This is a genomic window from Fundidesulfovibrio butyratiphilus (genome assembly GCF_054657235.1).
This window is the reverse complement of sequence record NZ_BAAHXA010000003.1, coordinates 391,951-418,798: the sequence shown is the minus strand read 5'-3', so window position 1 is coordinate 418,798 and position 26,848 is coordinate 391,951. Positions and strand designations below refer to the sequence as shown.

Below are 26,848 nucleotides of genomic sequence, written 5' to 3'. Positions count from 1 at the left end.
CACCGATTGTAAAGTGAAGGGCTTCACCTCGCGCGTGCAGCGAGGTGAAGCTATCGGTTTTTCATGAATCAAGATGAAGGCGTTCACACCAGTCTTGAGGCGAGAGAAGGCGTTTTGTCCGAGATCATCCAGCATATCGGACAAAAGGCGGCTCTCCAGCTTGTCAGGCATTTCGCCGGGGTAACGATAGCCGTTCCACAGGGGAAGAAAGCGTGGCCGGATGAAATCGAAAGCGTCATTGGCAGGGAAGCGACAGAAAAATTTGTTCAGGTCTTTTGTGGGAACGACCTGTACATACCAAAACGACACAAGACCTACCTGCTGCATCGCAACATCGCTATTTGCCTGGAGTATGAAGAGGAACTTCTCAAGTCCAGCGCGAGCAAAGCCGTCAACACGCTCGCCCGGCGTCATGGTTTTTCGGATCGAAACATCTGGTCGATTCTCAAGGGCACGGACCCTGCGGCCGTTACCGCTGAAAGAAAGAGACGCCGCGCCGTCCAACACGAGAGCGCCACAAGAGCGCCGGCCCGGTCCGTGCCCTCGAAAACCAACTAGGAGTCGAAAATGACACACAATCAAGGCCTACTCATGGCCTCGCTGGCTCTTCAGCTTGCCCCGGACCCGAGCGGGTCGCCTTCGGGCTACAACGTGCAACTCTTCCCGGAGGGGGCGTTTTCGGCAAGCGATGGCCGGCCCGGCAACATGGAAGGATGCCAGGCAAAGACCTGGTTCATGGACGCCACGATAGCCCCGGCCATCATTGAGGACGTGGATATTCGCCAGGCCCGGCCCGTGGTGGACTATGACCACCAGAGCATCAGGGCGCGGGAAAACGGCCAGCCGGCCCCGGCTGCGGGATGGATTCAGGCGCTCGCCTACTTTCCCGGCCAGGGCCTCTTCGCCAAGGTCGAGTGGACCGAACGCGCCCGAGGGCTCATCAACTCCGGCGAATACCGCTACATCAGTCCGCTTTTCGAGTTCGACCAGGTGACGGGCGCGGTCAGGCGGCTTGTCAACGCCGGACTGACCAATACGCCGGCCCTCGACGGTCTTATGGCCGTGGCCGCTTCCCAGAGCTTCGACGGCAAGGCCGCATCGGTTGACCTGGTGCGCACGGCCATTGCCGAGGGCGTTCTACCCAAGGCCCTGGAAGGCTGGGCCATGGCGCTGGGCAATGAACAGCCGCAACAGCTTCGGGCCTTTCTCGACAAGATTCGTCCTGTCGTGGCGGCTTCCAAGAAGGACTGCGGCGCGGTCGCCTTGACGGCGGACGAACAGCAAGTCGCGCGGCTTTTTGGCCAGACCGACGCGGGCTTTCTGGAAGACAAGCGCCGCCTGGTCATGCTGGACAATCCCACCCAGGTGGCCGCCTTGACGGTTTCCGAGAAACAGGCGGCTCACCTGCTGGGAATGACCGAGGCGGAGTACTTCGCCCGCAAGGAGGCCCTGTAAATGGCAATCGTCACTTCCGCGCTGGTCAGCGCGCTCTTTACCGGGTTCCGCCGCGAATACCAAACAGCCTTCGGCGCGACGCCTTCGGACTGGAAAAAGGTGGCCACGCTGATTCCGTCGACAACCAGGGAAACCGTCTTCGGCTGGCTTGGACAGTTCCCGCAGTTCCGCGAGTGGGTCGGGGAACGCGTTGTGCGCGACATGAAGGCGCACGGGTACAGCATCAGCAACAAGACGTATGAGTCCACCGTTGGACTGCGCCGCACGGATATCGAAGACGACCAGGTCGGCATTTACAAGCCCCTGTTCGAAGAGATGGGACGCGCGGCCAAGGTCTTTCCCGATGAACAGGTTTTCGGCCTGATGGCCCAAGGCGGCGCGCTTTCCTGCTACGACGGGCAACCGTTCTTCGACGTGGACCACCCGGTCTATCCCAATGTGGACGGAACCGGCGAGCCGGTCGCGGTCGCCAACTACGCGGCCGGAACCGAGCCCGCGTGGTATCTTCTCGACGATTCACGGGCGCTCAAGCCGTTCATTTTCCAGGAGCGGACAAAGCCCGAGCTGACCACTCGAACCAACCTTGATGACGAAACCGTCTTCACGAAAGATGAATATCAATTCGGCATCCGCTACCGCTGCAACGCCGGCTTTGGCTTCTGGCAGATGGCTTTCTGTTCGCGCCTGCCCCTGAACTCCGAAAACTTCAACGCGGCCTATGGCGCCATGGCGACGTACAAGGCTGACGGCGGGCGTCCTCTGGGCATTCGGCCCACGCTGCTGGTGGTCCCGCCCGTGCTGCGCGTGAAGGCGTTTGAAGTGGCCCTGTCCGAACGCCTGGCGAACGGCGCGGACAACCCCAACAAGGGCTTGTGCGAAGTGCTGGTCACCCCGTGGCTGTCGTAGGAAGCGCCATGGACAGTACAACCCTTCGCATACGCTCGCTGAAGGGCGGGCACCACAGGTCCGGCAGGCGGTTCGGCTCGGAAGCCGTAGAGATCGACGCGCGCACCCTGTCACGAAAGGGACTTGCCGCACTTCAGGCGGACCCTGACCTTTCGGTGGAAATCGTTCCCGAAGAGAACCCCTAACGCGGCGAAAGAGGGCCAAAACAAGAAGAACCCGGCGGCATCATGCGCAAACATGTTCCGCCGGGTTCCCTTGTTGGACGGTGGGGCCTCTCGGCCGCTTTCGCGGAAACCCCACATGACGCTCCGGGCTGTGCCCGTGCTACGGCAGAGAGAATATCACCGTGTCGCGTCCAAACAATGTAAGCAATTAGGCACAAGCTAGCCCATATTTTTTTGCCCGCTTTATAAATGCCGTTCGGCCTCCTTCAAGTGACAAAATCCCTGCGCGCACTGAACTTCTCTCGACACCACCTGTCGATAATATTTTACCTCGGTCAGATGAATCATGTGCCTCGTCTTTTGCAACTTTAATTATTTTTTCGCTATCCCCAAGAACCGTAATGTTTTGGTTATGTGTTACGATAATGAATTGTCGGTTTCCTTTGTTTGCTCGAATTGAGTTTATAATTTCAGTCATGAATTCAGAATCTAAATTGTCCTCTGGCTGGTCAATTACAACAGGACAACTGTTCGAGCCAAGCAAAATTGACAACATATAGCTACACCTTTTCCCTGGAGACAACCTATTAAAATCGTTTTTTGCCTTGTCTTCTCTGCTCATTATATAAAGTTCGACTGTTGGCTCAAACACCATCCCTTCAAGCTGTAAAAGCTGCTCTGAAAAACTAAATTGTAATTGCGCAATTTCTCTAGTGAAGTATGATATTATAATTGATGCAGTATTTTCTGTAATATTGGTTCTGCCCGCCAAACCCTTAACATCTTTTTGCTTGACGTATTTAATTAAATCTTCTGGCGTTAGCTTGCTTGTTGCCAAACGATCGATTTGTTCAGCAAACTTTTTAATGCCCAACCCTGAAAGCGTAGAATTGCAGAAATTATAAAACTCGCTGTAATCAATATCGCCTATGGAAAACTCAATATGCGGCAAAAATTTTTTTTGAGCCTCTATGTTTTCGAATCTTTTATTGCTTAACTCACCTCGTGTTGTTGACAAGTCTTGCAACAAACAGGATCGAGCAGAAATTAAACGTTTAATTATAGAAGTTGCACAGTTAAATTGCGGAACAATAGTTTTGTCAACATCCATCACTTTTGTTTCCCATTTTGCAATGTTGGCAATATCGATCTGAACATTTTCTATAGAATTTTCCTTTAAATACGTTTTATAGTCATTCTCTTTGCTCGTGAACGCATCGCCCCACCCCAGCTTTTTAGAAAGATTAGATATTTCTCCAGGTAATGTGTCGAGTTTTGAATCAAAAGATTGTTTTAAGCCGGCAATAAGTGACCTAATTTCAGTGTTAAATCCAGTTAAAGCGTCAACAAAGTCAGAGTTGATAACTTTAGTTTTATCAACCTCAAAGGATAGAGCCTTCTCTAGAACATTAAAAAATGTTGCCGCTTCATTGCGAGCTTTAGAGACATTAGTCTCGAAAACATCAAGAAGCGTTTTTTCATACTGCCACTTTTGAAATTCATCAACCAAAGGGCTAGTTACTTTTTCCCTGGTTTCATTGATTTTAGTTATAAGATCATTACGAATGTGAATGGATTCGGATAGTCTTTCAGCCACGTTTGCATGATGAATAATTTTTCTAGTGTTTTCTCTGACCTCAACCATCAGCTCATCGACATACATCAAGACGTCTGCATAATCGCCAAGGCCGTCAAGTATTTTAATCAACTTATCCTTCTTGTGGACAATTTGCGCAAGTTCTCCTTGGCTATATGCTTCAATGCAAAACGATTTAACATTGTCGTCTGAAGTAATAAAGCGTGGAGAAGAACTTGAGTCTTCTGGTTGACTCCCAAAATTTGTCTTAGCCATAGACAGGGTGCGCTCAATACAAAACTCGTCATCGCCTTGTTTGGCAATCGTCAATGTGATCTTGCTTCCGACCCTGATCAAGCTATAAATCCTATTATAAAACTCTTGTAAGTTGCTTTTGTCAGGATAGTTAGCAGTGCAGAACCTTATACAATCAATAAGTACAGATTTTCCAGTGCTGTTTCCTCCTATTATAGTATTAAGGTCTGGACTAAATTCCATGCTGAGGCCTTTGAAGTATCCGTTGTCAACTGATATTCGCTTTATGTAGTAGTAATTGTCTTGGGCTGGTGTGTCGTATCTTATTCTGGCGTCAGGTTCGTACAAGATTTGCTGTAATCCGTCAAAGTCAACCGTATCCATTTTTATCCATGTATACCGGCTTCCGACTAGCTCTTTACTATGTGCGTCTGAACAAACTATCGTTGGCTTGTTAAATTGATTTAAATAAAACTCAACATTCTTTGCCTTAAATGTATGAATTTCGCAAACGTCAATGCATTCTTTCATCAAGATGGATTTTTCTGCGCCTAAAGATGCCCATACATCATTTTCGTCTGCATTACCCGACGGGTGGGGAATTTTTTCAAAGGAACCTGCTTTGTCTCCTGCATGAGCAATGACTATCCCGCTCAATTTATGCGCAATATCTGCTGCTTCTCTAAAGTTAACAGCTTTTTCAAGAAGTCCACGACTGTAGTGGTTATCACGAGTGCCTTTTGAATTCAAAGCTTCTTTGCCAATTTTGCATATATTTTCTTCGGACAATCCCAACGGAAGTAGAAAATTTTCAGATATATATTTTTGATCACATTTTTCTGGGAAAAGTACAATTATGTGTACAGGCGGTCTCCCCGCTTCGGTTTTCAATTCAACGCCTGGAAGTGCACTTATCCCTTTCTTTCTCGCGTAGGACATAAAACTGTCAATGTTTGATACGTTGTTGTGATCCGTCAAGGCAATTAAATTCAAACCTTGCTCAATCGCCTTGTCGACAATTTCTTCAATCGACATATGGCTGTCACCAATTGAAGCATTAGAATGAATGTGAAAGTCACATTTTCTCCATTTAACATAGTTATCCATTGCCCCCCCTTTTTGCGAACAATGTCTTCCAGTAAAGATAACGGATATAGACAGTGTGCATAGTAATCGTACTCAAACGCGTACTGTTTACCATACAAAAAGTAATGCAGCAAAGATGATAATCTCCTTGCCGTAGCACAGGCAACCGCCTGGAGCGCCATGCGAGGTTTCCGCGAGAAAGCGGGTGGGAGGCCTCGCCATCCGCCATCACCCTCGGCAGAATCGCCTTGCCCCGTTGATTCTGCCGGGCGCTTTGCTTACACGGGCATCGGTGGACGCGACACGGTGCAATTCCCCTGGCCGTAGCACGGGCATAGCCCGGAGCGCCATGCGAGGTTGCCACGAAAGTGGAAAGGGGGCCTCGCCGTCCACCCCCTTTCTTTCGCAAGATTTGTTTCTTCCCTGACGACGAATGTGAACGAGTCAGTCGTTTGCAAGGGGGCGTGCCAAATCAAGCACGAATTAGTGCCGAATTGCACACCACCTTACACTCCCCTCCCCAGGCTTCTTCTTTCTCTTCCTCTTCTTATCCCTTGCCCTTCAATCTTTGCTTCAAACGAAGAGCCCTGTGATTCGGTAGGTGGCGACGGCCATGAGGAAGGCGAAGCACAGGCTGCCCACGACGGAGAAGGCGGCCCATTTCCAGTTGGACTCGCGGGCGATGGTGATCACGGTGACCATGCAGGGGGTGTAGAGGAGCATGAAGACGAAGACGGCCAGCACCGAGGGCAGTCCCCAGGCCGGGTCGGCGGCCAGGCGTTGGGAGAGCGAGTCGGCGGCGTCGGCCTTGACTTCGCCCATGGAGTAGGCCGTGGCCAGGGTGGAGACGAAGATTTCCTTGGCGGCGAAGGCTCCGATCAGGGCGATGTTGGCTTGCCAGGGGAAGCCCGCCTGGTCGGTGAGGGGGCGCAAGGCCTGTCCCACCTGACCGGCCAGGGAGTGTTGCAGGGCGGTTTCGTTTTTCAGGTTGTCCACGGCGGCTTGGGCTTGGGCGGTGAGTTTGGCCAGATCTTTTTCCGACGCGTCGGGGTGTTGGGCGCGCACGGTTTCGGCGGCTTGTTCCCGTTGCCGGTCGAACTGGGCCATGGTGGACTCGGGCGGCTCGGGAAAGGTCATGACCGCCCACATGACCACGGACACGGCCAGGATCACGGTTCCGGCCTTCTTGATGTACTGCCAGACCCGTTCGAGGGTATGGATCAAGACTCCGCGAAAGGTGGGCAGCCGATACGGGGGGATTTCCATGACAAAGGGGGTGCTTTCTCCTTTGATCACGGTCCAGCGCAGCAGGCGCGACACCAGGAGCACGAAGGCCCAGGAGGCCAGGACGAGCAGGAACATGGCCCGGGTGGGGTCGTCCGGGAAAAAGGCCGCCACGAGCATGAGATAGGCCGTGGTCTTGGCCCCGCAGACCATGAAGGGAGCGGTGAGGATGGTGGCCAGGCGTTCGCGCGGACTGCGCAGAGTGCGCGCGCTCATGACTCCGGGCACGGCGCATCCGCCCGGAATGCCGCCGGACATGATGAGCGGCATGACCGACATGCCGTGCAGCCCGAACATGCGCAGCACCCGGTCCATCATGTAGGCCACGCGGGCCATGTAGCCCAGGTCTTCGAGAAACACGAGCATGGCGAACATGATGCAGATAAGCGGCGTGAAGCTCATGACCGCGCCCACGCCGCCGATGATACCGGAAACCACCAGCGATTGGACATGACCTGCCGGGATGACGGTGCGGGCCAGCTCGGCCAGCATGTCGAAGCCGGCGGTGAGCCAGTCCTTCGGGTAGGCGCCCAGGCTGAAGGTGACCTGGAACATGGCCCAGAGCACGGCCAGCATGAGCACGGGGCCGAGCAGACGGTGGGTGACCACCTTGTCGATGGCGTCGGAGTTGGTGCGGCGCATGTCGTCGCCCCCGGTGATCACGCCTTGTCGCAACAAGCCGCTGATGAACCCGTATCGCCAGTCGGCGATGATTGCGTCCGGGGTGGCGGCGCTGTTGTGGCGGGTGATTTCCTCGGCCTGGCGGCAGAGGTCCTCGAGTTTGCCCGAGGTGTCTCCCGCGGCCAGTCCTTCGGTCATGACCTGTTCGTCGTTTTCCAGGTATTTTACGGCCACCCAACGCGAGTCGTAACGCCCGGCGAGAAAGCCGGTTTCCTCGATGAGGGCCGCCATACGGTCGATGATGGGATCGAGGTCCGGGCCGTAGGACAGCCGGATGGGTTTCCATGCGCCCTGGCGTTTGGCGTGGGTTTCCACCACGGCTCGCATGAGTTGCCGCCGCCCTTGGCCGACCCGGGCCACGCACGGCACCACGGCCGCTCCCAACAAGCCGGAAAGTTTGGCCACGTCGATGGAAAAGCCTTGTCGGCGCACTTCGTCCATCATGTTGAGACCCAACACCAGGGGCGCGCCGATCTCCATGAGTTGCACCGCCAGGTAGAGGCTGCGCTCCAGCGCGGTGGCGTCGATCATGTTGATGACCACGTCCGGGTGCTCCTCGACGATGACGTTGCGCGCCACGAGCTCTTCCATGGAATACGAGGTCAGGGAATACGTGCCCGGCAGGTCCACCAGTTGGATGACGTTGTCGCCGTCGCGGTACACGCCTTCGAGTCGGTCCACGGTTATGCCCGGGTAGTTGCCCACCCGGGCGGTGCCGCCGGTGATGGCGTTGAACATGGTGCTTTTGCCGCAGTTGGGCTGGCCGGACATGGCCACGCGGATGGCTTGGGGCACTAGAGCGTCTCCACGGTGATGAAGTCGGCCTCGTTGTTGCGAAGCGACAGGGTGAATCCTTTCAAACGCAGGGCCACCGGATCTTCGAGAGGGGCGCGGCCCACCACCATGACCTGCGCGCCGGGCACCAAGCCCATGTCGCGGATGCGTCGGCCCATCTCGCCGCTGGCCGTGACCGCGCGGATGAGCGCCTTCTGGTTGACGCGCAACAGGCGCAGGGACATTTCCATCTTCGAGTCTCCTTCTCGCGGTCGTTTGGGGCGTCAAAGCCCGGGGAGGCGTTCGCGTCCCTTGTCGAAGGCGACCGCGCCACCGCCATAGTGCAACGCCGCGGGGCGCGGCGCAAGACGGTTCGGGTGCGTTAGGGGGAATTAGTGAGAGTGAATATCAATGTCAATATGAAACGCATACCGTTTCGCTTCTTTTTTCCCGGGTCGTTGAGCCCTCGGGTGGCATCCACAAGATACGCGTAGACGCATTTTGTGGATACTAAACGGAAATTATTATTTTTAGCCTTGGAAAACAGAGGCATGTTTTTCAAGGACGCGACACTTGCGCGGTGTTGGCCGGGAGCGCCCGGAAGGCGCCGATTCCGGCTCGAAACCGGGATGCAGGGCGTTCGAGCGGCCCCCCCGCGCGGCGCAAGACGGACCGCTTGCGTCGATTCGGGGGGACGGGCGGCGTTTTGGTCCGGCCAAGCGGTCGATACGCACGCGTTGTGCGGATTTCAAAGCGTCCCGGCGCGCAGGTCGGCCTCGAACCGGTTCAGGGTTTGGGTCAGGGCGGTGTTGTAGGCTTCGGCCAGGCGGGAAGCGTCCGACATGTTGGCGGAGAAGGGCACGGACTGGGTGTAGGTCCCGGAAAAGGCCACCTGGTAGGTGTCGCCGGTGTTTTTGAGCAGAAAGAACTGAATTTCCAGCACGGCCTTGGGATGGGCCGTGTCGCGGAAGTCGCCGTAGACCGCGTTGACCAGGGCTTCGAGCACGTAGGTGTCGCTCAGTTGGCTGGTGGAGTCCACCACGTGTCCGAACAGTCCCGAGCGCGACAGCCACAGTTCGGTCTGTTTGGCCAGGGCCGGGGCCGGGGCCACGAAAAAGGCGTTGTAGTAGTCCGATTCGAAGCGGGCGTCGCTTAAGCGATACACCATGTCCTTGCCCTGGAAGTCCGGCGAGACCTTGAAGGGACGCACCTTGAGCACGGTCCGGGACTGGTTGTGTTCCGCCTGGGGCCGGGTGACGCTCAGGGCGTAAAAGTGGCGCTCCAGGGCCGATTGCCGGGAAAAGGGCGGGGTGCAGGCGGTCGACAGCACCAACAGCAAGACGAAGACGGCGGCGCGCGTCATCGGGTTTTCTCCGGGTGGGATTTCGCCGGCGGCGGGCCGAAAATCAGGCTCGACGGATTGCGCTTGGCTTCGCCGGTCAGTTCGTTGAGGTTCTCGAACGTCTGCTTGCCCTGGTCGATCAGCGTCTGCACCTGGTCGCGCTGGCTTGAGAGCATGACGTTGGCCTCGCGCAAGAGCTTGCGCAACTGCTCGATGGCGGCGGGCAGGTTGTCGGTGCCGGCCTTCATGTTGGCGAGGGTCTTGGCCAGGTTCTTGAGGGCATCCTTGGACTCCTTGCTGCCGATGGCGGCGTCCAGATGGGCGCTGGTCCGGCGCAGATCCGAAAGCAGGGCGTTCAGATTGGAGCTGATATCGCCCATTTTGGCGTCTTCCACGGCCTTGCGGGTGACCACCAACAGGGCGTTCATGTTCTGCACGGCCTGGTCCACGCCGGCTTCTTCCACCTTGCGCAGGGTTTTGGAAAAGGTCTCGAAGGTCTCTTCCAGGCGGGCGATGGTGCTGGGCGCAGAGGGCACGTAGGCTTCCTGCGGCGTCCATTCGATGGGCAAGGGCTTGTTTCGGCGCGGGTCCAGGTAGTCCATTTCCAGGTAGCCGGTGCCGGTGAGCCCCTGGGGGGCGATGCGCACGCGCAGTCCCCGCTCCACCTCGTGGGCCACGGCTTCGCGAAAGTCGCCGTCCTCGCCGAAGGACAGGGGGGAGTCGGGGTTCAGGGCCATCTCCACCAGAACGTAGCGGAAGGGCGAGGCCTTCACGTCGTGGTATTTGTTGAACACGAAACGGATGCGTTCGACGCTGCCCACCTTCACCCCCTTGAACTTGAGGGCCGAGCCCACGTCCAGGCCCTGGACCGACTCGTCGAAGTAGGTTTCGAGCAGAACCTTGTCCTTGTTCAGGGTTCCCAGTCCGAGAAAGAGAAGGGCCGCCACGAACAACGCGGACGAGCCCAGAATGAACAGGCCGAGTTTGAAAGAGTTGCCGCGTGCGCTCATGGGGTTTGGTGGGCCTCTCGGTTGAAGAATTGTCGAACTGCCGCCACGGGACTGTGTTCGCGCAGTTCGCGGGGGGAGCCCTCGGCGATGACGCCCTTGGCCGCCGCGTCGAGCATGACGACCCGGTCGGCCGTGGCGAAGATGCTGGCCAGCTCGTGGCTGACGATGACGAAGCTTATGCGCAGGGTCTTGGCCAGGGTGAGGATGAGTTCGTCCAACCCGGCCGAGGTCACGGGATCGAGTCCGGCCTGGGGTTCGTCCAGAAACAGGATGCTCGGATCAAGCGCCATGGCCCTGGCGATGGCGGCGCGCTTCTGCATGCCCCCGGAAAGTTCGGAGGGCAGTTTGTGCTCCGATCCATGCAGCCCCACCAGCTTGAGCTTGAGCCGGGCCACGTCCTGGCGGGCGGCTTGGGACAGGTGGGTGAACTCCTCCAGGGGGAGCATGACGTTTTCCAGAAGCGTCATGGACCCGAAAAGCGCCCCGGACTGGTACGTCACTCCGAAAAGGCGCAAAATTTCGCGTCGTTGTCTTCCGTGGGCCGCGGTCAGGTCGCGCCCGTGGATAAGCACCTGGCCGCCGAGCGGTTCGTAGAGCCCGATCAGGTTTTTGAGCAACGTGCTTTTGCCGCAACCCGACCCGCCCAGGATAACCAAAATTTCGCCGGCGCGCACCGACAAGTTCACGTGTTCGAGCAGGGCCTTGCCAGCGTAGCCCACGCTGAGGTCCCTGGCCTGGATGACAACTGGGGCGTCCACGCGTTTCACCAGCCCATCACGTAGAAGGTGACGGCGAACACCCCGTCGCACAGGGCGATGAGGATGATTCCGGCCACCACGGCGCTGGTGGTGGCGTCGCCCACGGCGCTGGCCCCGCCCCGGGTGCGCAGTCCCCTTTGGCAGCCGATCGCGCACACCAGCAGGCTGAAGACCACGGCCTTGAACAGGCCGCCCAGCAGGTCGCCCATGCCGATCGCTCCCTGCACCTGGTTGCAGAAGCTGACCAGGGGATAGCCCAGGGAAAGCATGACCAGTGCCCCGCCGACAAGGCCGGCCACGTCGAAAAACAGGACCAGCATGGGGGTCATGACCATGGTGGCCAGCACCCGGGTGACCACCAGGAAGCGCACCGGATCGAGCCCCATGGTCTTGAGGGCGTTGATTTCCTCGTTCACGGTCATGGTGCCGATCTCGGCGGCAAAGGCCGAGCCCGAGCGTCCGGCCAGGATGATGGCCGTGACCAGGGGGCCGAGTTCGCGCAGAAGCGACAGCCCCAGCAGGTTGCCCACGAAGATTTCGGCGCCGAACTGGCGCAGGGGCATGGCCGACTGAAAGGCCATGATGAGCCCCATGAGAAACCCGATGAGCACGATGATGGGAAAAGCGTTCACCCCGGCGGTTTCTGCCACGCGCAAGGCGTCGCGCCAGCGCACCCGGTGCGGCGACGCCACGGCCCAGGCCAGGGCGGTGGCGAATTCGCCCACAAAGGACACCAGGTCCACGATGTCGTCCAGAAGCGCCTGGGCCTTGCGACCCACTTCTTCGGGCAGGGTGTGGTGAACGGCCGGCGGCCCGCTCGGTTCCAGGTCTTTGGGCGTGAACTGGCTAAAGAGCTTGGCGAAGCGTTCGTCGAGCCCGGTCAGTACGAAACGCGCACCGCCTTGTTCGGCGCGCCGACGCATTTCCAGCAGGAGGGCCATTCCCGACACGTTCAGGAATTCCACCCCGGAGGCGTCCACCTCCAGGACCCCGGACGCGGGGCACAGTCCAAGGGCCTTGTCCCACACGGCGGCCGCGCCGTCGGCGTCCAGGCGACCGGCAAGGGCCACGGCGGTGCGCCCCTCGTGGGCGGCGCGCGCGCTGACTTCCGCGCTGGAGTTGCTCGTTGGGGAGTGCATGAATGGGCTCGCTCGGGTTGGACTTTGGAAGATGAACACCATACCCGCGCCCGTGGCCAGGGTCAATCGTGGAGGTCGCGGCATTGGACGGGAATCCGGCCCGGAGGGGCGGATCGGCCGGCCAAGGCCGGGCTGCGGCTCCGCATGAGGTTTTCCGGATTGACAGCCGGGCGCTATGGCTTACAAAAAGACGCGAAAACGAAACGAGGGGCGTATGATTGAGGAAACTCCCTTGACCTTGTCTCTGGTCATTCCGGCTTACAATGAACAGGACAATCTGGCCGCCAGCGTGCGCCCCCTGTGCGAAAGGCTCGACAGGGAGGGGATCGACTACGAGGTCGTTGTGGTCAACGACAACTCCTCGGACGCCACCCCTGCGGTGGCGCAGCGGCTTTCGGCGAAAAACCCGCGCATCCGGCTGGTGGACAGGACTCCCCCCAGGGGGTTCGGCCGCGCCGTGCGCGCCGGCATCGAGTCCGCCCTCGGGGATGTGGTGGTGCTCTACATGGCCGACGCCTCCGACGATCCCGACGACGTGGTGCTCTACTACCGGGAAATCTGCAACGGCTACGATTGTGTGTTCGGCTCGCGGTTCATCAAGGGGTCGCGCACCAAGAACTATCCCTGGTTCAAGCTGGTGGTGAATCGCATCGTCAACAAGGGCCTGCAACTGCTCTTCTGGACCCGGTTCAACGACCTGACCAACTCCTTCAAGGCCTACCGGTCCTACGTGTTGCGCGATTGCGGCCCTTTTCGGGCCAGCCATTTCAACATCACCATCGAGCTTTCCCTTTCCGCGGTCATTCGCAACTACAACATCGCCCTGGTGCCCATCAGTTGGCAGGGACGCACCTGGGGCAGCTCCAACCTGCACCTTGCCGAGATGGGGCGGCGTTACCTTTCGACGCTGATCAAGATCTATTTCGAAAAGACGCTCATTCGCGACGACATCATCGCCGAGTCCGTGGCGCAGTCCCGTCAGGCCGGGCGTTGCCCGGCGGATTTGGAGGCCCAGGTCAAGCGGCTCGAACGACGTCTGGAGCTTTTGGAAAGGACCGGAGCCAAAGGAGGCGACGCGTGAAAAGCTACCGCAAGGAGCTTTGGTTCGACATTCCCACTCGGCGGGCCTTCGTGAACATCACGCCCGAAGTGGAAGCCTGCCTGCGCGCTTCCGGGGTGCGGGAGGGGCTGGTGTTGGTCAACGCCATGCACATCACGGCCAGCGTGTTCATAAACGACGACGAATCCGGCCTGCACCACGATTACGAGGTTTGGCTGGAAAAGCTGGCCCCGCACGAACCCGTGAGCGGTTACCACCACAACGTGGGCGAAGACAACGCCGACGCCCACATGAAGCGCCAGGTCATGGGCCGCGAAGTCGTGGTCGCCGTGACCGAGGGCCGGCTCGATTTTGGTCCCTGGGAACAGATCTTCTACGGCGAGTTCGACGGGGGACGCCGCAAGCGGGTGCTGGTCAAGATCATCGGGGAATAACCGGAGCGCGAAACAGGAAGGGGGTGCCTGGCGCTTCGGCCTGGCCCTTGCGCGGCGTGCTTGCCTCGCGATGCCCGGAACCTGGATTTCGTCGTGAATTTCGCCCGCGGAAGCGGCCCGGCAGGCGTTTTGACGCTCGCCTTGGGACTGGAGTCATGAAACGCGATTTCGTCAAAAACGGCCTTCTCGTCCTGTGCTCGCTGCTGTTCTTTTTCGCCCTGCTGGAAGGGCTGTGTCGGCTGTTTCCCGTTCACGAAGCGGTGGATGTCGACAAGCTCAATCTCATCATGATGAACGTCGGGGACAAGGCGACCATGCATTTTGTCGAGGACCCGCAACTCGGCTACCGCATGGTGGTGAGCCAGCCCGATCCCGCGATCTTCGAGGACGCCTGGGGTCGGCGGTATCCGCGAAAAAAGCCCGAAGGCGTGGTGCGGATCGTCTGTGTGGGCGGGTCCACCACGTACGGCACCGGGGCCGACGCGTCCACCACCTTCCCGGCGCTTTTCGAGGCCTTGTGCAACCGTTCCCATCCCGGATGCCCCAGGCGCGTGGAGGTGATCAACGCGGGGCTGATGGGCTACAACAGTTGGCACAGCCGCATTCGCGCGGATGTGGATCTCGACAGCCTCGACCCCGACCTCTACGTGGTCATGGACGGCCTGAACGATGTCGTCACCTCCATGTCCGTCAGCCGAAAGGCCCTGAACCGGCTCGATGTCCTCACCAGCCAGGTGAATCTGCGTCGAGGGGTGTTCGGCGAAGCCCTGGCCCGGCTGGTGGGCGTTCTCGACCACAGCGCCTTGTTCACGCGTCTGCGTCGCCTCTACCGCGACCTGGGGGAGCGCGGGTCGGACACTCCCGGACAAGTCGCCTCCAACGTGGCCGGCTTCGGCTACAAAAAGAACATGATGGAATTCATCCAGGGGCGGCGCGAAAAGGGCATACGCACGGCCCTGCTCAACTATCCGTGGATCGTGCGGGAATCGGCCGATTTCTCCAGCGAAACGCGCCGGCTCGTGTATCCTCTGGATCCCAATTATTTTCGGTACTTCCAGGCGGGGCGGGCGTACGTGACCCAGGCAAATGTCGAACTGGCCTCCACCATGAAAGTCCCCTTGGCCGATCCGCAGCCCCTTTTGGATGAACTCACCCGCGATGGGGCGAACCTCTACAGGTATTATGTCGATACCGTGCATTTCACCAAGTTCGCCAATTTCTACATCGCGTTGAGCCTTTTCGAGCGACTGAAGAACGTCGAACCCCTGAAGTCCGCCTTTGCCGGCTGCGCCAGCGAGAACCTGGATACGGTGGTGTCCACGCTCTGGCCCCAGGTGTTTATTCCCGAACATGCCATGCTCGGCACGGGATTTCCCAAAAATCCGGCGAGCGGCTATGCCACCCGTGTGGTTTCCAGGCAAAACACGGAAGAAAAGCCGGCGGACGTGGCGGGGTGGACCGTCTACTCCCCGCGCGACCCGGCCCGTCCCGCCACTTTGGTGCTGGAAAGAACGCCCCGGGACGACGCGGCGGAGCGGAGGGTGAACGGATTCAACTGCATGGTGTTTCCGCGGTTTGTCGGTGATCGTGATTCGGTGACCATACACGCCGGGGAACAGGTCGTGCTCCAGGCCAAGAAATCCCTGCCGTCGCCGGGGTGGACCCCCATAGCCGAGCGCTGGGGATGTGTGTTGCCCCCGTCCGCGACCCGCCTGGAAATCGTCCTGACGGGGCAGGGCCAGTTGTGGGCCCACGACCGGACCGTGCTGTTCTACAACCCCTTCTGAGTCCGGTTTCGGGTCCTGGAAAGGACAGGACCAGCCCGCTGCGGGAACGCCGCACCGCCGCGCGGCGTGTTCGCGAGGGGGACGCGGGGGGGGGCGCGCCGCCACCCGGCCCGGTTCGAGCCTTCACGTCTTGTGATGTACGGAATGGATGTTGCAATCGTCTGGTCGGCCGGGACTCCGGCCAGGAGAGAGCGCCATGAAGTCAGACATCGTTCCCGTCCCCTGGACTCCGTTGTTTCTGCCCCGCCTCATCAAGGCCTATGCCGTGATAGACGGCGGAGCCCGTTTGGCCCTGCGTCAGGAAACGGCCTTGCGCGGGTCCGGCCCCGTCTGCCGCAAGGGTTGCTCCCAGTGCTGCTCCCGGGGAGACGCCCCGGTCAGCGCCCTGGAGTTGGCCGGAGCGCTTTGGCACGCCTCGCGCCGCGTGGGCGGGGAGGCCTGCCGGATCGTCACCGCCCGCCTGGCCGGCGACGCCAGGGGAGCGGGCTGCCCCTTTCTCCTTGACGGCGATTGCGCGGTGCATTCCATGCGTTTCGCTTCCTGCCGTCAACAATTTGTCTTCGGCCGTCCCTGCCTGCCGGGAGAAGATCCGGCCATGACCCGCCGGGCCGATGTCTTCACGCCCATGCGCCGATTCGCCCTGCGCGGTTTTTCCATCATGGCCGAGGCCATGGGCGTGGACGCCGGGAAGGACTCACCGCAACGGCTGGACGTGGTGTGGCGGTCGCTGTGCGTGCCCGTCAAGAATTGGTCGGTACCGGACGTGGAACGCTTTCTTTTCGACGTTGTGGAAGGGCGCGCGTCGTCGCTTTCGCGGCTGGCGGCCTGAGACGGACTTTCAAAAACACAAGGGCGCGGACATCGTTTGGATGTTCGCGCCCTTGTTTGCGTTGCGAGCGGGCCGGTCAACCGATTCCGGCGTTTATCCGGGCCACGGCGGTGTCGAGCTTGCGGGCCATCCAGAGCGAGGCCGGCACGCACGCCGCCGTGAGCAGGACGAACGCCACGAAGGGGTGCATGTAGGGGCGCAGCAGGTCCGCCAGATAGCCGATCAGGGGTTGGTGCATGAGATAGATGGAATAGGAAGCCGCCGCGATTTTCGCGGCCGGGGGCCAGTGCCCGAGCCGGGCCATGGGTTCGTGCAGAAAGACCAGAAGGCCGAACACGGACACGCAGGCGCACCAGTACAGGTGCGTGACGAAAAGCTGGGGACCGGGAATGCCGAGAAAATATCCCCAGGCGAAAAGCGCGGCAAAGGCGATCCAAAGGGTCCGCCTGAGTCCGGGAAAGGCCTTGGCCAGGGAGGCGCCGACCGCCGAGGCCGGGGTGATCGAGGGGTCCTTCCACAGGCAGGCCAGGTAGATGCCCAGGGCGAACTCGGGCAGGCGGTAGGGCAGGTTGAAATAGAAGAGGTAGTTGGCCATGGCGAAGATCGACCCTGGCAGCAGCCAGGCCAGGAATTCCAGCGCCAACCAGAATCCCCACGCGCCCGCAACGAGCCACAGGACGGCCCGCCTTGGCCCGAGCTTGACGTAGAGTCGCCACAGCAGGGGAAAGGCCAGGTAGAACTGGGCCAGAAGACCCATCCACCAGTAGGCCGGCGAGATGTCGAAGAAGTAATTGGGGTTGAGCGAATGGAGAAAGCTCGCGTGCCAGAGGAAGCTGTCCATGAGGTGCGGCCCGCCCTTGCCCAGAAGCACCGCCACGAGGGTCCAGATGATCAACGCGATGTAGTAGTTGGGGCAAATGCGCAAGAAGCGGTGGCGCAGGAAGGCGAAATAGCCGGGCATGGGCCTGCCTGCCGGGCCGGCGAAGGGCAGGGAGAGCACGAAGCCGCTGACGATATTGAAAAGGATCACTCCCATCCAGCCTTGGCTGAGGATGGTCCCGAAAACCGGGCCGAAGGGATTGTGTTCTCCCACGGCGGGCAGGGCCGACCACAGGTGGAAAAAGAAGATCCCGCACAGGGCCGCGATGCGCATGACTTCGATCTGGCCGAGGGACTTTGCTGGCAAGGCGTTATGTTTCTGGCTCATGGGTTCTCGCCGGTTGAGGTGAAATCCGATTCGTAAAATTTGACGCCGCGCACGTGACTGCAAAACCCCGAGCGGTACTCGGGGGCGTCGCCGCCCGCGTGGTGGTAGGCGCAAAACATCCCACCGTCCGGCAGCCGGGTCCAGCCCGAGTACCCGAAGTCGCCCGAAGTGGCCAGCCGGTCGTTTTCCAGCTCCAGCACGTGGGCCCTGGCCCAGGCGTCCGGGTGTCCCTGGGTGTGGTCCCAGCGCCAGAGGTACTCGCGGTCGTAGGCCGGCTCGCTGATGGCAAGCTCCATGCGTCGCCAGAAGTGGCGGCCGCCGTTGTCCTTCTTGAGCGCCGAGCACCCGGCCAGAATGGCCCGCGTGTCGGCCTGGCGCGGATCCACGCGCACCGCCGCCACGGGCTTGCCGTCCACGAAAGCCCGAACCAGCCCGGGTTCGTAGCGAAAGCTCAGTGACGCGAACGCCCCGATCGGCAACGCGATGGACGGGCCATGCTCGGGGTGCAGCCGTCCCGGCGTGAGCCGCCACCATTGGCCGAAATGCAGGGCGCAGGCGTTTTCCTCGGCCTGTTCCACCAGTACTTCCACGTCCAGGCGGGCCCGGGCCCTGGTGGCGTCCGTCATGGGGCGCAGCGCGTAGCGCACCGCCGATTCGTGACCGGAGGCGTTTTCGATGAGCAGGCCCCGGGGGGTGATGATGGGGTTGGCCGGGTCGGGCCGCCAGGCGTGGACGGCGAAATCCCGGTCGAGTTCTTCCAGCGCGCCCAGCCAGGCCGCGGTGCCGCCTTCCGGAGCGACGTTTCTGTAGGTGACCAGCAGGCGTCCGTCTTCCAGGGTGTCCACGCAGGGGCGGTGTCCGATCAGGGGCGTGGGACGCGGCAGGCTCCACGTGCGGGCCTCGTCGTCGCTCAGGCTGAAATACATGGGTTCGTACACGAAGGAGTTTTCGCGCATCAGGCACAGGAGCCGGCCATCCGCCAGGCGGGTGATGGAGCCCTCGCACAGCACCAGGTTGCGGTCAAAGGCGATGACGGACCAGGCGGTCCAGGTGCGGCCGTCGTCTTCGGACCGGTAGGCCATCTGTTCGGACGGCGCCTGGCGGATGGCTGGCTGGGCGATGGCCCCGCGATGCGTGTGGCCGGTGGTTAGCCATTTTCCCGGCGTGAGCTCCAGAATCCGGTCGGTGAGGGTGGTGACCATGCCCTGATAGGGCTGCGGGGAGAAGCTTTCGCCGTCGTCGCGGCTCACGTAGAGGGATTGGGTCATGTCGTCCACCACTACCAGGCGGCCGTCCTCGAACACGGTCAAGCGCGGGCAGTGGCCGGAGCCGGCGCGAACGACCACGGGGTCGCTCCAGGTGCGGCCCAGGTCGGAGCTGGTTTTGGCCAGCAGCCGACTGCGCGCGGCCACGTGCTTGTCGGCTTCACGGTAGACGCAGACCAGTCGGCCGGTCTTGGTCAGGCGAACGTCGGGAAAACTCAGGTACTGCCCTTCGCGGCGGTCGATGACCACGTGGCGATCGGGAAGCCCGTCAAGACTGGGCATGGAGGCGCTCCTTGATGAGGGTGGGGGCGGCCGTCCGCCGGCCGGAGGGCGCAGGCGCTTCCGGGCGGTCGCGGCCCGGCGGGGAGAGACGGGAAAAAACCATGAACCTTCAGGCGGCGATGCGAAGGGGTTGGGAAGGGCGTCGGGACGGCGCGGGCATGGTCGGATCGGCGGGTCCGGTCCGTCAGGGCTTGGAAGCGGTCTGGGGCTCGGGGGCCGAGTCGCCGATGATCAGGTATTTGCCGGGATAGCCCACGGGCTGGCGGTCCTTTTTGAGCAGCCAGGAGTCGGGCTTGGTGCGGGCCCACTCCTCGTAGTGCTCGTCAAGGATGGCATAGGTGTCCAGAAAGCGGTTGAGCGCGCCGGATATGCGCACGCACCCCTTGGAATCGGTGCGTCCCAGACGGGGTTCCCCCTTGTCCGGGTCGGTGGCGTGCATGAGCAGGCGCATCTCGCTCATGGTGTTGCCGCCCTTGTATTTCTTGACGCTTTTCTGGTAGCCGAAGTCCCATACGCGGCTGTCCTTGGCGCCAAGCCCCCGCCAGCCTTCCTGATTGGGTGTGCCCAGGGCCCGGTAGCTGAAGTTTTCCAGGAGGTTCTCGAACACCCCCACCGGGGTGACGAAATAGTCGCCTTCCTTGTCGAGGTTGCCCGACGAGATGAGGTCGCCTCCGAGAAATTCGATTTCGCCCGTTTGGGCGTTGTAGAAGCCGACCAGGACGATCTGGCTGCGCGGATTGCGGTCCGCGTAGACGAAGTACTGGCTGGTGGTGAATTCGAGGCCCGCCTTGCGCATCTGATTCTGAATGTCGCGCCGGACGAAGTCGTAATAGGCTTGGTTGATGCGCAACAACCGCTGGCGACGCTCCTCCATGATCTTTTGCAGCTTGGGAGAGCGGGACCAGTCGCGTTTGTAGCGTTCGAACCGCTTCAGAACCGCCTGACGCACCTGGTGGTCGAACAGGTCGCGCATGCGGGTGTACTCTTCTTCGGGGGGCAGGACCGGCTCGTTCGGGGCCTTCACGTCCATGGAGGCGGTTTGATAGAATGTGGTCGTGTTGGCTTCAGGCTGGCAGTACGCCATCCAGGCGTACGCCAAAAAGACCGGCAGGGTCAGCCCTGCCAGAAGGGAGGTGCAAAGAGAGTAAAAAAATGATTTCTTCTTTTTTTTCTTGGGCTTTGCCATGGGCAAACCCTTTGATCAGAGAATTTTGAGCATTTGAACCTATTTCTCTCGTCCTGACAAGAGGAAGGCGCATCTTTTTCCTCGTCCGGGCGAGGGACGCAACTCCTTGCTCCGCCGTCGGTTTCGGCCGCGAGCGGGGTTTCTTTCGCGTTTGCTTGGCAGTCCGAGGCAAAATCAGACAAAGAGCGGCATGGTTGTTGCTAAAATGCGGTGGCTGGTGCGCTGGCGACCGCTTGGGGGGCATTTGTGTGGTCGCGCGACGGACGACATGGGGCGGCCCTGAAAGGAAACGCAACGCCCCGGGACGGGGAGCCGACCGCTCTCCCAACGAAAAGTCCGCCGGATGCGCGGGCACCCGGCGGACTGGGAAATCGTAGTACGGAGCGAAGAGAAGTGACCGGACGTTTAGAAAACGCGCCGCGCCCCGGAGTACTTGCGCACCCATGCGGGGTCGTCCAGGCTGGAAATCTTGACGGTGTCTCCGGAACTGGAGCTGTGGATGAATTTGTTGTTTTCGAGATAGATGCCGACGTGGGTGATGCGTTTTTTGTTGCCAAAGAAGACCAGGTCCCCTTTGCGCAACTGGGCTTTGTCCACGACGTGGCCCTCCAGGAACTGCTCTCTGGAGCTGCGCGGGAGGTTGATGCCCAATTTGCTGTAGACCCAGGTGGTGAAGCCCGAACAGTCGAATCCCGTGGCGGGCTCGGCCCCGCCGGGACGATAGAGCGTGCCGATCTGGCTGAAGGCCAGGGACGTGAGACGCTGGGTCATCGGGCCGGAAAGCATCATGCTGGAAGCGCGGAAGGGATTCTTGGCGACCAGGGTCTCGTTTTGAATGTTCAGGGAACAGTACTGGGCCGGCGCGCTCAACCGCTGGAAGGGCGAGTAGGGCTGGAAGTCGGCCAGAGTGTCCAGGGAGGCCGGGCTGTCCATGGGTGGTTGTTTGCTGGTGTACTGTTTGGAACCGCAAGCCGAAGTCAGAAGCAGGATGGCGAACACTAATACAGCGCGTACGTGCATCCGGTGGGCAAGGGGTGTGGTGCGACGCATCTCTTCCTCGTCTCCGTGATTTTGAGCCGTTGAGGCGTTGGTGTGAAGGGGCCTACCTTGCCGCAACAAAGCGGCATACTTTGTATTCTGTGTATTTTGCACTGGAAGCAACGGAAAAAGCCGGAATAATGATGTGGTCGCGCCCAGAGGCGCAAACCGGAAACGATACGGCAGGAGACAAAAGCTGAACCTGCCACGAGGCGAGTCTCTAAGCTTCTTCCTGGGGAGGGGAACTACGGTCTCGGGGGACAAAAGGCAAGCGTTTTTCTTGCGCACTGGACAAGCTTTGGCGCAAGTAGGCTTGTGATGGCCATGATTCAGAGGTGTTGGCGGATGAAAAAAATGTGAAAGACGTGTAATCGCCAACCGAAGGCGCGAGGATGGCCGGGAGGAAAAAGCCCTTTCGTTGGGGGCGTCTCGGCGCTATTATTCTTTGAGGAAAATCGGAAATCTTCATGCCCCACTATATTCTTCTATCCCGTGCGGACGGCGCGCGCCAAAAAGTCGACATCCGGCCCGGCCTGACCCTGGCCCAGAGCCTTTTTTTGGCCGGAGCCTTCTCCGGCCGTCCTCTGTGCTCGGGCTTGGGGCGTTGCGGGTTGTGCCAGGTCCGCTTTGTGTCCAACGCCCCGCCGCCCCTGCCGGAAGAGGGCAAACGTCTCCCGCCAGGACGCCTGGACGAGGGCTGGCGACTGAGTTGCCTGCGTCCGCCCGTGGCCGATGCGGTAGTGGAGGCGCGCCTGGACGATGAAAGCGGCTTTTCCGTTGCCGCCGCGTCAGGGCCGCCTGGAGGGGCGCAATCGCTCGCCGTGTTGCCGCACGCGCCGGATTTGCGTTCGGACGCGCCCGTTCTCGGTGTGGATCTGGGAACGACATCCATGCAATGGCGGTTGGTGCGGGCCGAGGCGAACGGCGCGGCTTCGGTCCTGGCCGAGGGACAGGGGCGAAACCCCCAGATGGGCGCGGGATCGGACGTGATGGCCCGCTTGGCCCTGGCCGCCCTGCCCGGCGGGGCGCAGCGGCTGCGCTCCGTGGTGTTGAACGCGATCGCGCGCGTGGTGGACGCCCTTCCCCGGGCTCCGTCCCGCCTCTGCGTGGCGGGCAATTCCGTCATGACCTGCCTGGCCCTGGGCCTGGACACCTCGGGCTTGGCCGGCGCTCCCTACCGATTGCCCTGGAACGGCGGGGCGTTCGTCTCCCTTTACAATATTGTTGCGCCGGTGTACCTGCCGCCCCTTCTCGCGCCCTTCGTGGGGGGGGACATCAGCGCCGGCCTGGCCGCGCTGGAGTTTGGCGGGGCTCGCCCCGGGGCTCCGTTTCTCCTGGCCGACCTGGGCACCAACGGCGAGTTCGCCCTGACCCTGGCCGACGGGCGGGTGCTGGTGGCCAGCGTGCCCATGGGCCCGGCCCTGGAGGGCGTGGGGATGCGTCAGGGCGTGTTGGCCGGTCCGGGCGCGGTGGTGGGATTTTCCCTTGGGCCGGCGGGACTCGTTCCCCGGCTGTACGCAGCGGGGGCCGGACAGCCGTCCGGCGTGGCGGCGGCGGGGTATCTTTCCCTGCTGGCCATGCTGCGCCAGGTCGGCGCGCTGGAGGCTGACGGACGTTTTCCCGAGGCCGCCTCCACCCCGCTGGCCGGGCGCGTCCTGCGCGGTTTGACCCAGAACGACGGCCAACCCTGTCTGGATGCCGGGGGCGTTCGTCTTTGGGCCGCGGACGTGGAATCGCTTCTCAAGGTGAAGGCGGCGTTCGGCGCGGCCGTATCCCTGCTTCTGGAGCGCGCGGGCTTGCGGTTCAGCGATCTGTCGGCCGTGCGCCTGGCCGGGGCGCTGGGTGAGCATATCCGGCTGGAAGACCTGGAGACTTTGGGATTTCTGCCGCCGGGAGCCTTGGCGGTGACCCGCTCCGTGGGCAATACCAGCCTGCATGGAGCCTGCCTGGCCGCGTCCCGGGCCGACGTGCGGGAGTGGCTGGCGGCCCTGCCCGGACGTTGTCGGGTCGTGGAGTTGGTGGACGCGCCGGGGTTTCAAAAACGGTATCTCGACGCCATGAGGTTTGAACATGTCTGAACGCGCGGCGAACCGGTTTCGGTCGGTTGACAAAACGGTTAAATCGCAGTCGGAACCTTTCGACGGTCCGGCGGTTACGCGGGGGCTTTTTCATCCCCCGGACAGGGAGTTCACCCGCGCCCTGGAAGCCTACCGGGATGTCCTTCGCGCCGTGCATCCCTTGCGCCCCAAACACCGGGCCTCGCTTCCCCAGGACGTCAAACGCCTCTCCGAGTCCCTGACCTGTGAGCGCGGTCAGGGGCCCAGGGCCAACTACCTGGCCGATCCGGCCAATCTTTCGGCCTACCTCTCGTATTTTTTGCCCTGGAATCTGCTGCGCCTGGGACTTTTGTTCAGGGGGCTCGAACTCGATCCGCCCTCCGGGGCCAGGATTTTGGACCTGGGGGCCGGACCGTTGACCCTGGCCCAGGCCCTGTGGATGTCGCGGCCGGAGTTGCGCGGACGACGCCTTGCCTTTGTCTGTCTGGACCAGACCGGCTCGGTGCTGCGCACTGGGCGCGCACTTTTCGAAGCCTTGGCCAAAGAAGCCGGGCGCGCCTGGACATTCGAGCTGGTGCAGGGGCCGTTGCACAAGGCCCCGCTTGGCCCCTTCGACCTGGTGACGGCCGCCAACTGTCTGAACGAGGCCGGAGGAGGCCGCGGACAGGAGGGGCGTCAGGGCCTTGCCCGCCTGGCCGAATTGTTGGCCCGTCGCCTGGCTCCGGGCGGCCGGATTCTGCTGGCCGAGCCGGGAACGCGCCTTGGCGGCGGACTGCTCGGCCGGATGCGCGAGGAGCTGCTCGAGTTGGACCTGCATGCCCTGGCTCCATGTGTGCACGACGGTCCATGCCCCATGCTGGACCCGCGCAGGCGCTCCTGGTGCCACTTCACGGCCCAGGCTTTCGGCTCGCCGACCTGGCTGGGCAAGCTCTCCCAGGCGGCGGGGCTGCCCAAGGACCGCTTGAGCCTGAGTTTTCTTCTCATGGGCGAGGAAACGCCCGGGCGCGAAGAACGCCTCGCCCGGGTGGTGTCGTCGTCCTTTGCCTTGCCCGTGGGCGGCGGGATTTATGGATGCTTCGACCAGGGGTTGGCCCTGCTTGCCTTTCTTCGGCGTCCCGCGGGCCTGGAGCCCGGAGCGCTCGTGCGCTTGCCTGGCGACCTCGGCGGCGAGCGCGACCCCAAGACCGGGGCCGTCGTCGTGCCCATGGACCGGGAGTTTCGCCGGGAACGCGGGCCCGCCGGACCGGAAGGGGGCGACGTGTGCGAGGCGTCTTCCGGCCTTCGCCCGGACGCCAAATCCGGCAGGCGCGCACCGGCTTGCGAGGTTCGGCCGGACGCCAAATCCGGCGCGAGAACGTCGGACCGCGACGCCCGCCCCGACTCCCGCCCCGACTCCCGCCCTGACTCCCGTCCTGTTTCCCGTCCCGATTCCCGGCCTGACGCCGGACCCGGTCGGGCGGCGAACGCGCCGCGCAGGCCGTCCGCACCTCGGGATTTCAGGCGCCGCGGGGACGAAGCGAAAGGTCCCCGCGCGCGCGAGTCGTCCGGGGAGCGCGCTCCCCGGCGGAGCGAGGACGGGCCGGACACGTCGCGTCCTGGGACGCGTTTTGCGCCCGGCGACCGGGACAGGGCTTCGCGTCCGGTCGCGCGTCCCAGGCGTCGGCCCGCGCCTGGCCGAGGACAGGCGCGCCCGGGAGACGGGCCGAGCCGCGAACGGTTCGGTTCTGACGGCGGGGAGACCGAGGGATCGTGAAAGTCGTCGATCTGGGGCTTCTTTCCTACGACGCGGCCCTGGCTTTTCAGTTGGCCGCCGTGGACGAGGTGGCGGCCGGAGGCGAACCCCGGCTCTTTCTCGTGGAACATCCGCCCGTGGTCACTTTCGGCCGCCACGGCGGAGAAGAGCATCTCCTGCTGCCCGAGGTCGCGCTTCGCGCCCAGGGAATCGAGGTGGTCAAGGCCAGCCGGGGGGGCAGCGTGACCTGTCACTTCCCTGGCCAGGCGGTGTGCTATCCGGTGGTTCGGGTGGCGGGACGCCCCGGCGGGCTCAGGGGCTTGTTCCATCTGGTGGAGCAGGCGGCCATGGACGTGCTCGCCGAGTATGGAGTCCAGGCCGAACGCTGGCCCGGACGTCCCGGCGTGTGGGTCGAAGGCCGAAAGATCGCCAGTTGCGGCCTGGCGCTTCGGCGCTGGGTGAGCTACCACGGCCTGTCGCTCAACGTGGGGCCGGATCTTTCGTTGTTTTCCCGTATAACCGCCTGCGGCCTGGCGGGGGTGGAGATGACCTCCCTGGCGCTGGAGCTTGGCAGGCGAAAGTCCGCCCTGACGGCGGACGTTTCCGGAGTCAAACGTGCCCTCGGTCAAGCCTTCCGACGCCTCTTCCCCGACACCTTCGCTTGAAACCCAGCGCCTTCCGCCCTGGTTGCGGGTCAAATTGCCCAGGGATGCGACCTTTGGCCGCACCCGCGCCCTGCTTGGCGAAATGGGGCTGTGCACCGTGTGTCAAAGCGCCAGATGCCCCAATGTTTTCGAATGTTTCGGCAAGGGCGTGGCCACTTTTCTCGTGCTGGGCGGGGTGTGCACCAGGGGGTGCGCCTTTTGCAACGTCACGCCCGGCGTTCCCGAACCGCCGGACCCGGACGAACCCGCGCGCCTGGCCAAGGCGGCGGCCCGGCTGGGACTTCGCCATGTGGTGGTCACCTCGGTCACCCGCGACGACCTGCCGGACGGCGGAGCCGCGCACTTCGCGGCGGTGATCGGGAGTCTGCGCGCCGAACTGCCCGAGGCCACGGTGGAGGTCCTCACGCCGGATTTTCTGGGCGACGCGCGGGCGCTTGAAACCGTGTTGGCCGCCGGCCCGGACGTGTTCAACCACAACTTGGAGACCGTGCCCGAACTCTATTCCAGGGCGCGCCGGGGAGCCGACTACGCCAGGAGCCTGGATGTCCTGCGTCGGGCCGCCGGGCGGTCGCCTTTCGTGCGCACGAAAAGTGGGCTCATGCTCGGGCTGGGCGAAACCCGCGAACAACTGGTTCGCACGTTGTCCGATCTGGCCGAAGTCGGGTGTTCCATGGTCACGGTGGGGCAGTACCTGCGTCCGTCGCGCCGCAATTTGCCCGTGGCGCGGTACGTGCCGCCCGAGGAGTTCGACGAGGTGGCCGATCTCGGTCGCTCGCTCGGCATTCCGGTGATGTACTGCGGTCCGCTGGTGCGTTCCAGCCATGCGGCGGGCGACCTGTTGCACCGGGCCCAAGCCGGAGCGGAGTAGGGGGGCGG

The 26,848-nt window shown here is 61.8% G+C and carries 23 protein-coding genes; 12 read left to right on the top strand and 11 right to left on the bottom strand.

Features of this window, described 5'->3' with window-relative positions; translation table 11 throughout:
* Positions 1–63: 63 nt before the first annotated feature.
* From ACYQ01_RS17970 to ACYQ01_RS17955, 4 genes are read left to right on the top strand one after another with little or no spacing between them, the layout of a single operon-like run.
* On the top strand, positions 64–558 hold the full coding sequence (locus ACYQ01_RS17970) for a Mor transcription activator family protein (RefSeq protein WP_459935195.1): 495 nt from the start codon (positions 64–66) through the stop codon (positions 556–558).
* Between the two features lie 9 nt (positions 559–567).
* Entirely contained in the window at positions 568–1,455 is an 888-nt protein-coding gene (locus ACYQ01_RS17965; protein WP_459935194.1) for a phage protease, read from the top strand.
* Positions 1,456–2,361 (top strand): Mu-like prophage major head subunit gpT family protein, encoded by a 906-nt coding sequence (locus ACYQ01_RS17960; protein ID WP_459935193.1) that lies wholly within the window; start codon positions 1,456–1,458, stop codon positions 2,359–2,361. It begins immediately after the preceding gene.
* Between the two features lie 8 nt (positions 2,362–2,369).
* On the top strand, positions 2,370–2,546 hold the full coding sequence (locus tag ACYQ01_RS17955) for an HI1506-related protein (RefSeq protein ID WP_459935192.1): 177 nt from the start codon (positions 2,370–2,372) through the stop codon (positions 2,544–2,546).
* Between the two features lie 187 nt (positions 2,547–2,733).
* On the opposite strand, the gene ACYQ01_RS17950 is transcribed toward ACYQ01_RS17955, so the two are convergent.
* From ACYQ01_RS17950 to ACYQ01_RS17920, 7 genes are all read right to left on the bottom strand, one after another.
* The gene (locus ACYQ01_RS17950) at positions 2,734–5,463 is read right to left on the bottom strand and encodes a TrlF family AAA-like ATPase (protein WP_459935191.1); all 2,730 of its coding nucleotides are present in this window, start codon (positions 5,461–5,463) and stop codon (positions 2,734–2,736) included.
* Positions 5,464–6,015: 552 nt separating this feature from the next.
* Positions 6,016–8,202, bottom strand: a complete 2,187-nt coding sequence (gene feoB / locus ACYQ01_RS17945) for a ferrous iron transport protein B (RefSeq protein ID WP_459935190.1) — start codon at positions 8,200–8,202, stop codon at positions 6,016–6,018.
* Entirely contained in the window at positions 8,202–8,432 is a 231-nt protein-coding gene (locus tag ACYQ01_RS17940; protein ID WP_459935189.1) for a FeoA family protein, read from the bottom strand. Before ACYQ01_RS17940 ends, feoB begins: the two co-directional genes overlap by 1 nt.
* 497 nt (positions 8,433–8,929) lie before the next feature.
* Positions 8,930–9,544 carry an ABC-type transport auxiliary lipoprotein family protein gene (locus tag ACYQ01_RS17935; protein WP_459935188.1) on the bottom strand — a complete coding sequence of 205 codons (615 nt, stop codon included), beginning with the start codon at positions 9,542–9,544 and terminating at the stop codon, positions 8,930–8,932.
* Positions 9,541–10,533 carry an MlaD family protein gene (locus ACYQ01_RS17930; protein WP_459935187.1) on the bottom strand — a complete coding sequence of 331 codons (993 nt, stop codon included), beginning with the start codon at positions 10,531–10,533 and terminating at the stop codon, positions 9,541–9,543. Before ACYQ01_RS17930 ends, ACYQ01_RS17935 begins: the two co-directional genes overlap by 4 nt.
* Positions 10,530–11,291: an ABC transporter ATP-binding protein gene (locus ACYQ01_RS17925; protein ID WP_459935186.1), complete on the bottom strand. Its 762-nt coding sequence runs from the start codon at positions 11,289–11,291 to the stop codon at positions 10,530–10,532. Before ACYQ01_RS17925 ends, ACYQ01_RS17930 begins: the two co-directional genes overlap by 4 nt.
* A 5-nt stretch (positions 11,292–11,296) precedes the next feature.
* Complete coding sequence (locus ACYQ01_RS17920; RefSeq protein ID WP_459935185.1) at positions 11,297–12,430, bottom strand: ABC transporter permease; 1,134 nt, start codon at positions 12,428–12,430, stop codon at positions 11,297–11,299.
* 214 nt (positions 12,431–12,644) lie between these two features.
* On the opposite strand from ACYQ01_RS17920, the gene ACYQ01_RS17915 reads away from it, so the two are divergent.
* From ACYQ01_RS17915 to ACYQ01_RS17900, 4 genes are all read left to right on the top strand, one after another.
* The gene (locus tag ACYQ01_RS17915; RefSeq protein ID WP_459935184.1) at positions 12,645–13,511 is read left to right on the top strand and encodes a glycosyltransferase family 2 protein; all 867 of its coding nucleotides are present in this window, start codon (positions 12,645–12,647) and stop codon (positions 13,509–13,511) included.
* Positions 13,508–13,924, top strand: coding sequence for a secondary thiamine-phosphate synthase enzyme YjbQ (locus ACYQ01_RS17910; protein WP_459935183.1), 417 nt, complete (start codon positions 13,508–13,510; stop codon positions 13,922–13,924). Before ACYQ01_RS17915 ends, ACYQ01_RS17910 begins: the two co-directional genes overlap by 4 nt.
* A 155-nt stretch (positions 13,925–14,079) precedes the next feature.
* Positions 14,080–15,711, top strand: a complete 1,632-nt coding sequence (locus tag ACYQ01_RS17905; protein WP_459935182.1) for an SGNH/GDSL hydrolase family protein — start codon at positions 14,080–14,082, stop codon at positions 15,709–15,711.
* Positions 15,712–15,907: 196 nt separating this feature from the next.
* Positions 15,908–16,540, top strand: coding sequence for a YkgJ family cysteine cluster protein (locus tag ACYQ01_RS17900; RefSeq protein WP_459935181.1), 633 nt, complete (start codon positions 15,908–15,910; stop codon positions 16,538–16,540).
* Between the two features lie 76 nt (positions 16,541–16,616).
* On the opposite strand, the gene ACYQ01_RS17895 is transcribed toward ACYQ01_RS17900, so the two are convergent.
* The 4 genes from ACYQ01_RS17895 to ACYQ01_RS17880 form a co-directional block, all read right to left on the bottom strand.
* Positions 16,617–17,747, bottom strand: a complete 1,131-nt coding sequence (locus ACYQ01_RS17895; RefSeq protein WP_459935180.1) for an acyltransferase family protein — start codon at positions 17,745–17,747, stop codon at positions 16,617–16,619.
* Positions 17,744–19,294: a sialidase family protein gene (locus ACYQ01_RS17890; protein ID WP_459935179.1), complete on the bottom strand. Its 1,551-nt coding sequence runs from the start codon at positions 19,292–19,294 to the stop codon at positions 17,744–17,746. Before ACYQ01_RS17890 ends, ACYQ01_RS17895 begins: the two co-directional genes overlap by 4 nt.
* 184 nt (positions 19,295–19,478) lie before the next feature.
* On the bottom strand, positions 19,479–20,480 hold the full coding sequence (locus ACYQ01_RS17885) for a hypothetical protein (RefSeq protein ID WP_459935178.1): 1,002 nt from the start codon (positions 20,478–20,480) through the stop codon (positions 19,479–19,481).
* A gap of 405 nt (positions 20,481–20,885) precedes the next feature.
* Positions 20,886–21,530, bottom strand: a complete 645-nt coding sequence (locus ACYQ01_RS17880; protein WP_459935177.1) for a C40 family peptidase — start codon at positions 21,528–21,530, stop codon at positions 20,886–20,888.
* A gap of 455 nt (positions 21,531–21,985) precedes the next feature.
* Here ACYQ01_RS17880 and ACYQ01_RS17875 point away from each other — a divergent pair, with 455 nt between their 5' ends.
* Genes ACYQ01_RS17875 through lipA form a run of 4 tightly spaced genes read left to right on the top strand, consistent with a single transcriptional unit; the run spans position 21,986 to position 26,840 of the window.
* Entirely contained in the window at positions 21,986–23,596 is a 1,611-nt protein-coding gene (locus ACYQ01_RS17875) for an ASKHA domain-containing protein (RefSeq protein WP_459935176.1), read from the top strand.
* Positions 23,589–25,328 (top strand): small ribosomal subunit Rsm22 family protein, encoded by a 1,740-nt coding sequence (locus tag ACYQ01_RS17870; RefSeq protein ID WP_459935175.1) that lies wholly within the window; start codon positions 23,589–23,591, stop codon positions 25,326–25,328. The genes ACYQ01_RS17875 and ACYQ01_RS17870 overlap by 8 nt, the downstream gene beginning before the upstream one ends.
* On the top strand, positions 25,325–25,972 hold the full coding sequence (lipB, locus tag ACYQ01_RS17865) for a lipoyl(octanoyl) transferase LipB (protein WP_459935174.1): 648 nt from the start codon (positions 25,325–25,327) through the stop codon (positions 25,970–25,972). Before ACYQ01_RS17870 ends, lipB begins: the two co-directional genes overlap by 4 nt.
* The gene (lipA, locus tag ACYQ01_RS17860; protein WP_459935173.1) at positions 25,923–26,840 is read left to right on the top strand and encodes a lipoyl synthase; all 918 of its coding nucleotides are present in this window, start codon (positions 25,923–25,925) and stop codon (positions 26,838–26,840) included. Before lipB ends, lipA begins: the two co-directional genes overlap by 50 nt.
* Positions 26,841–26,848: the final 8 nt, after the last annotated feature.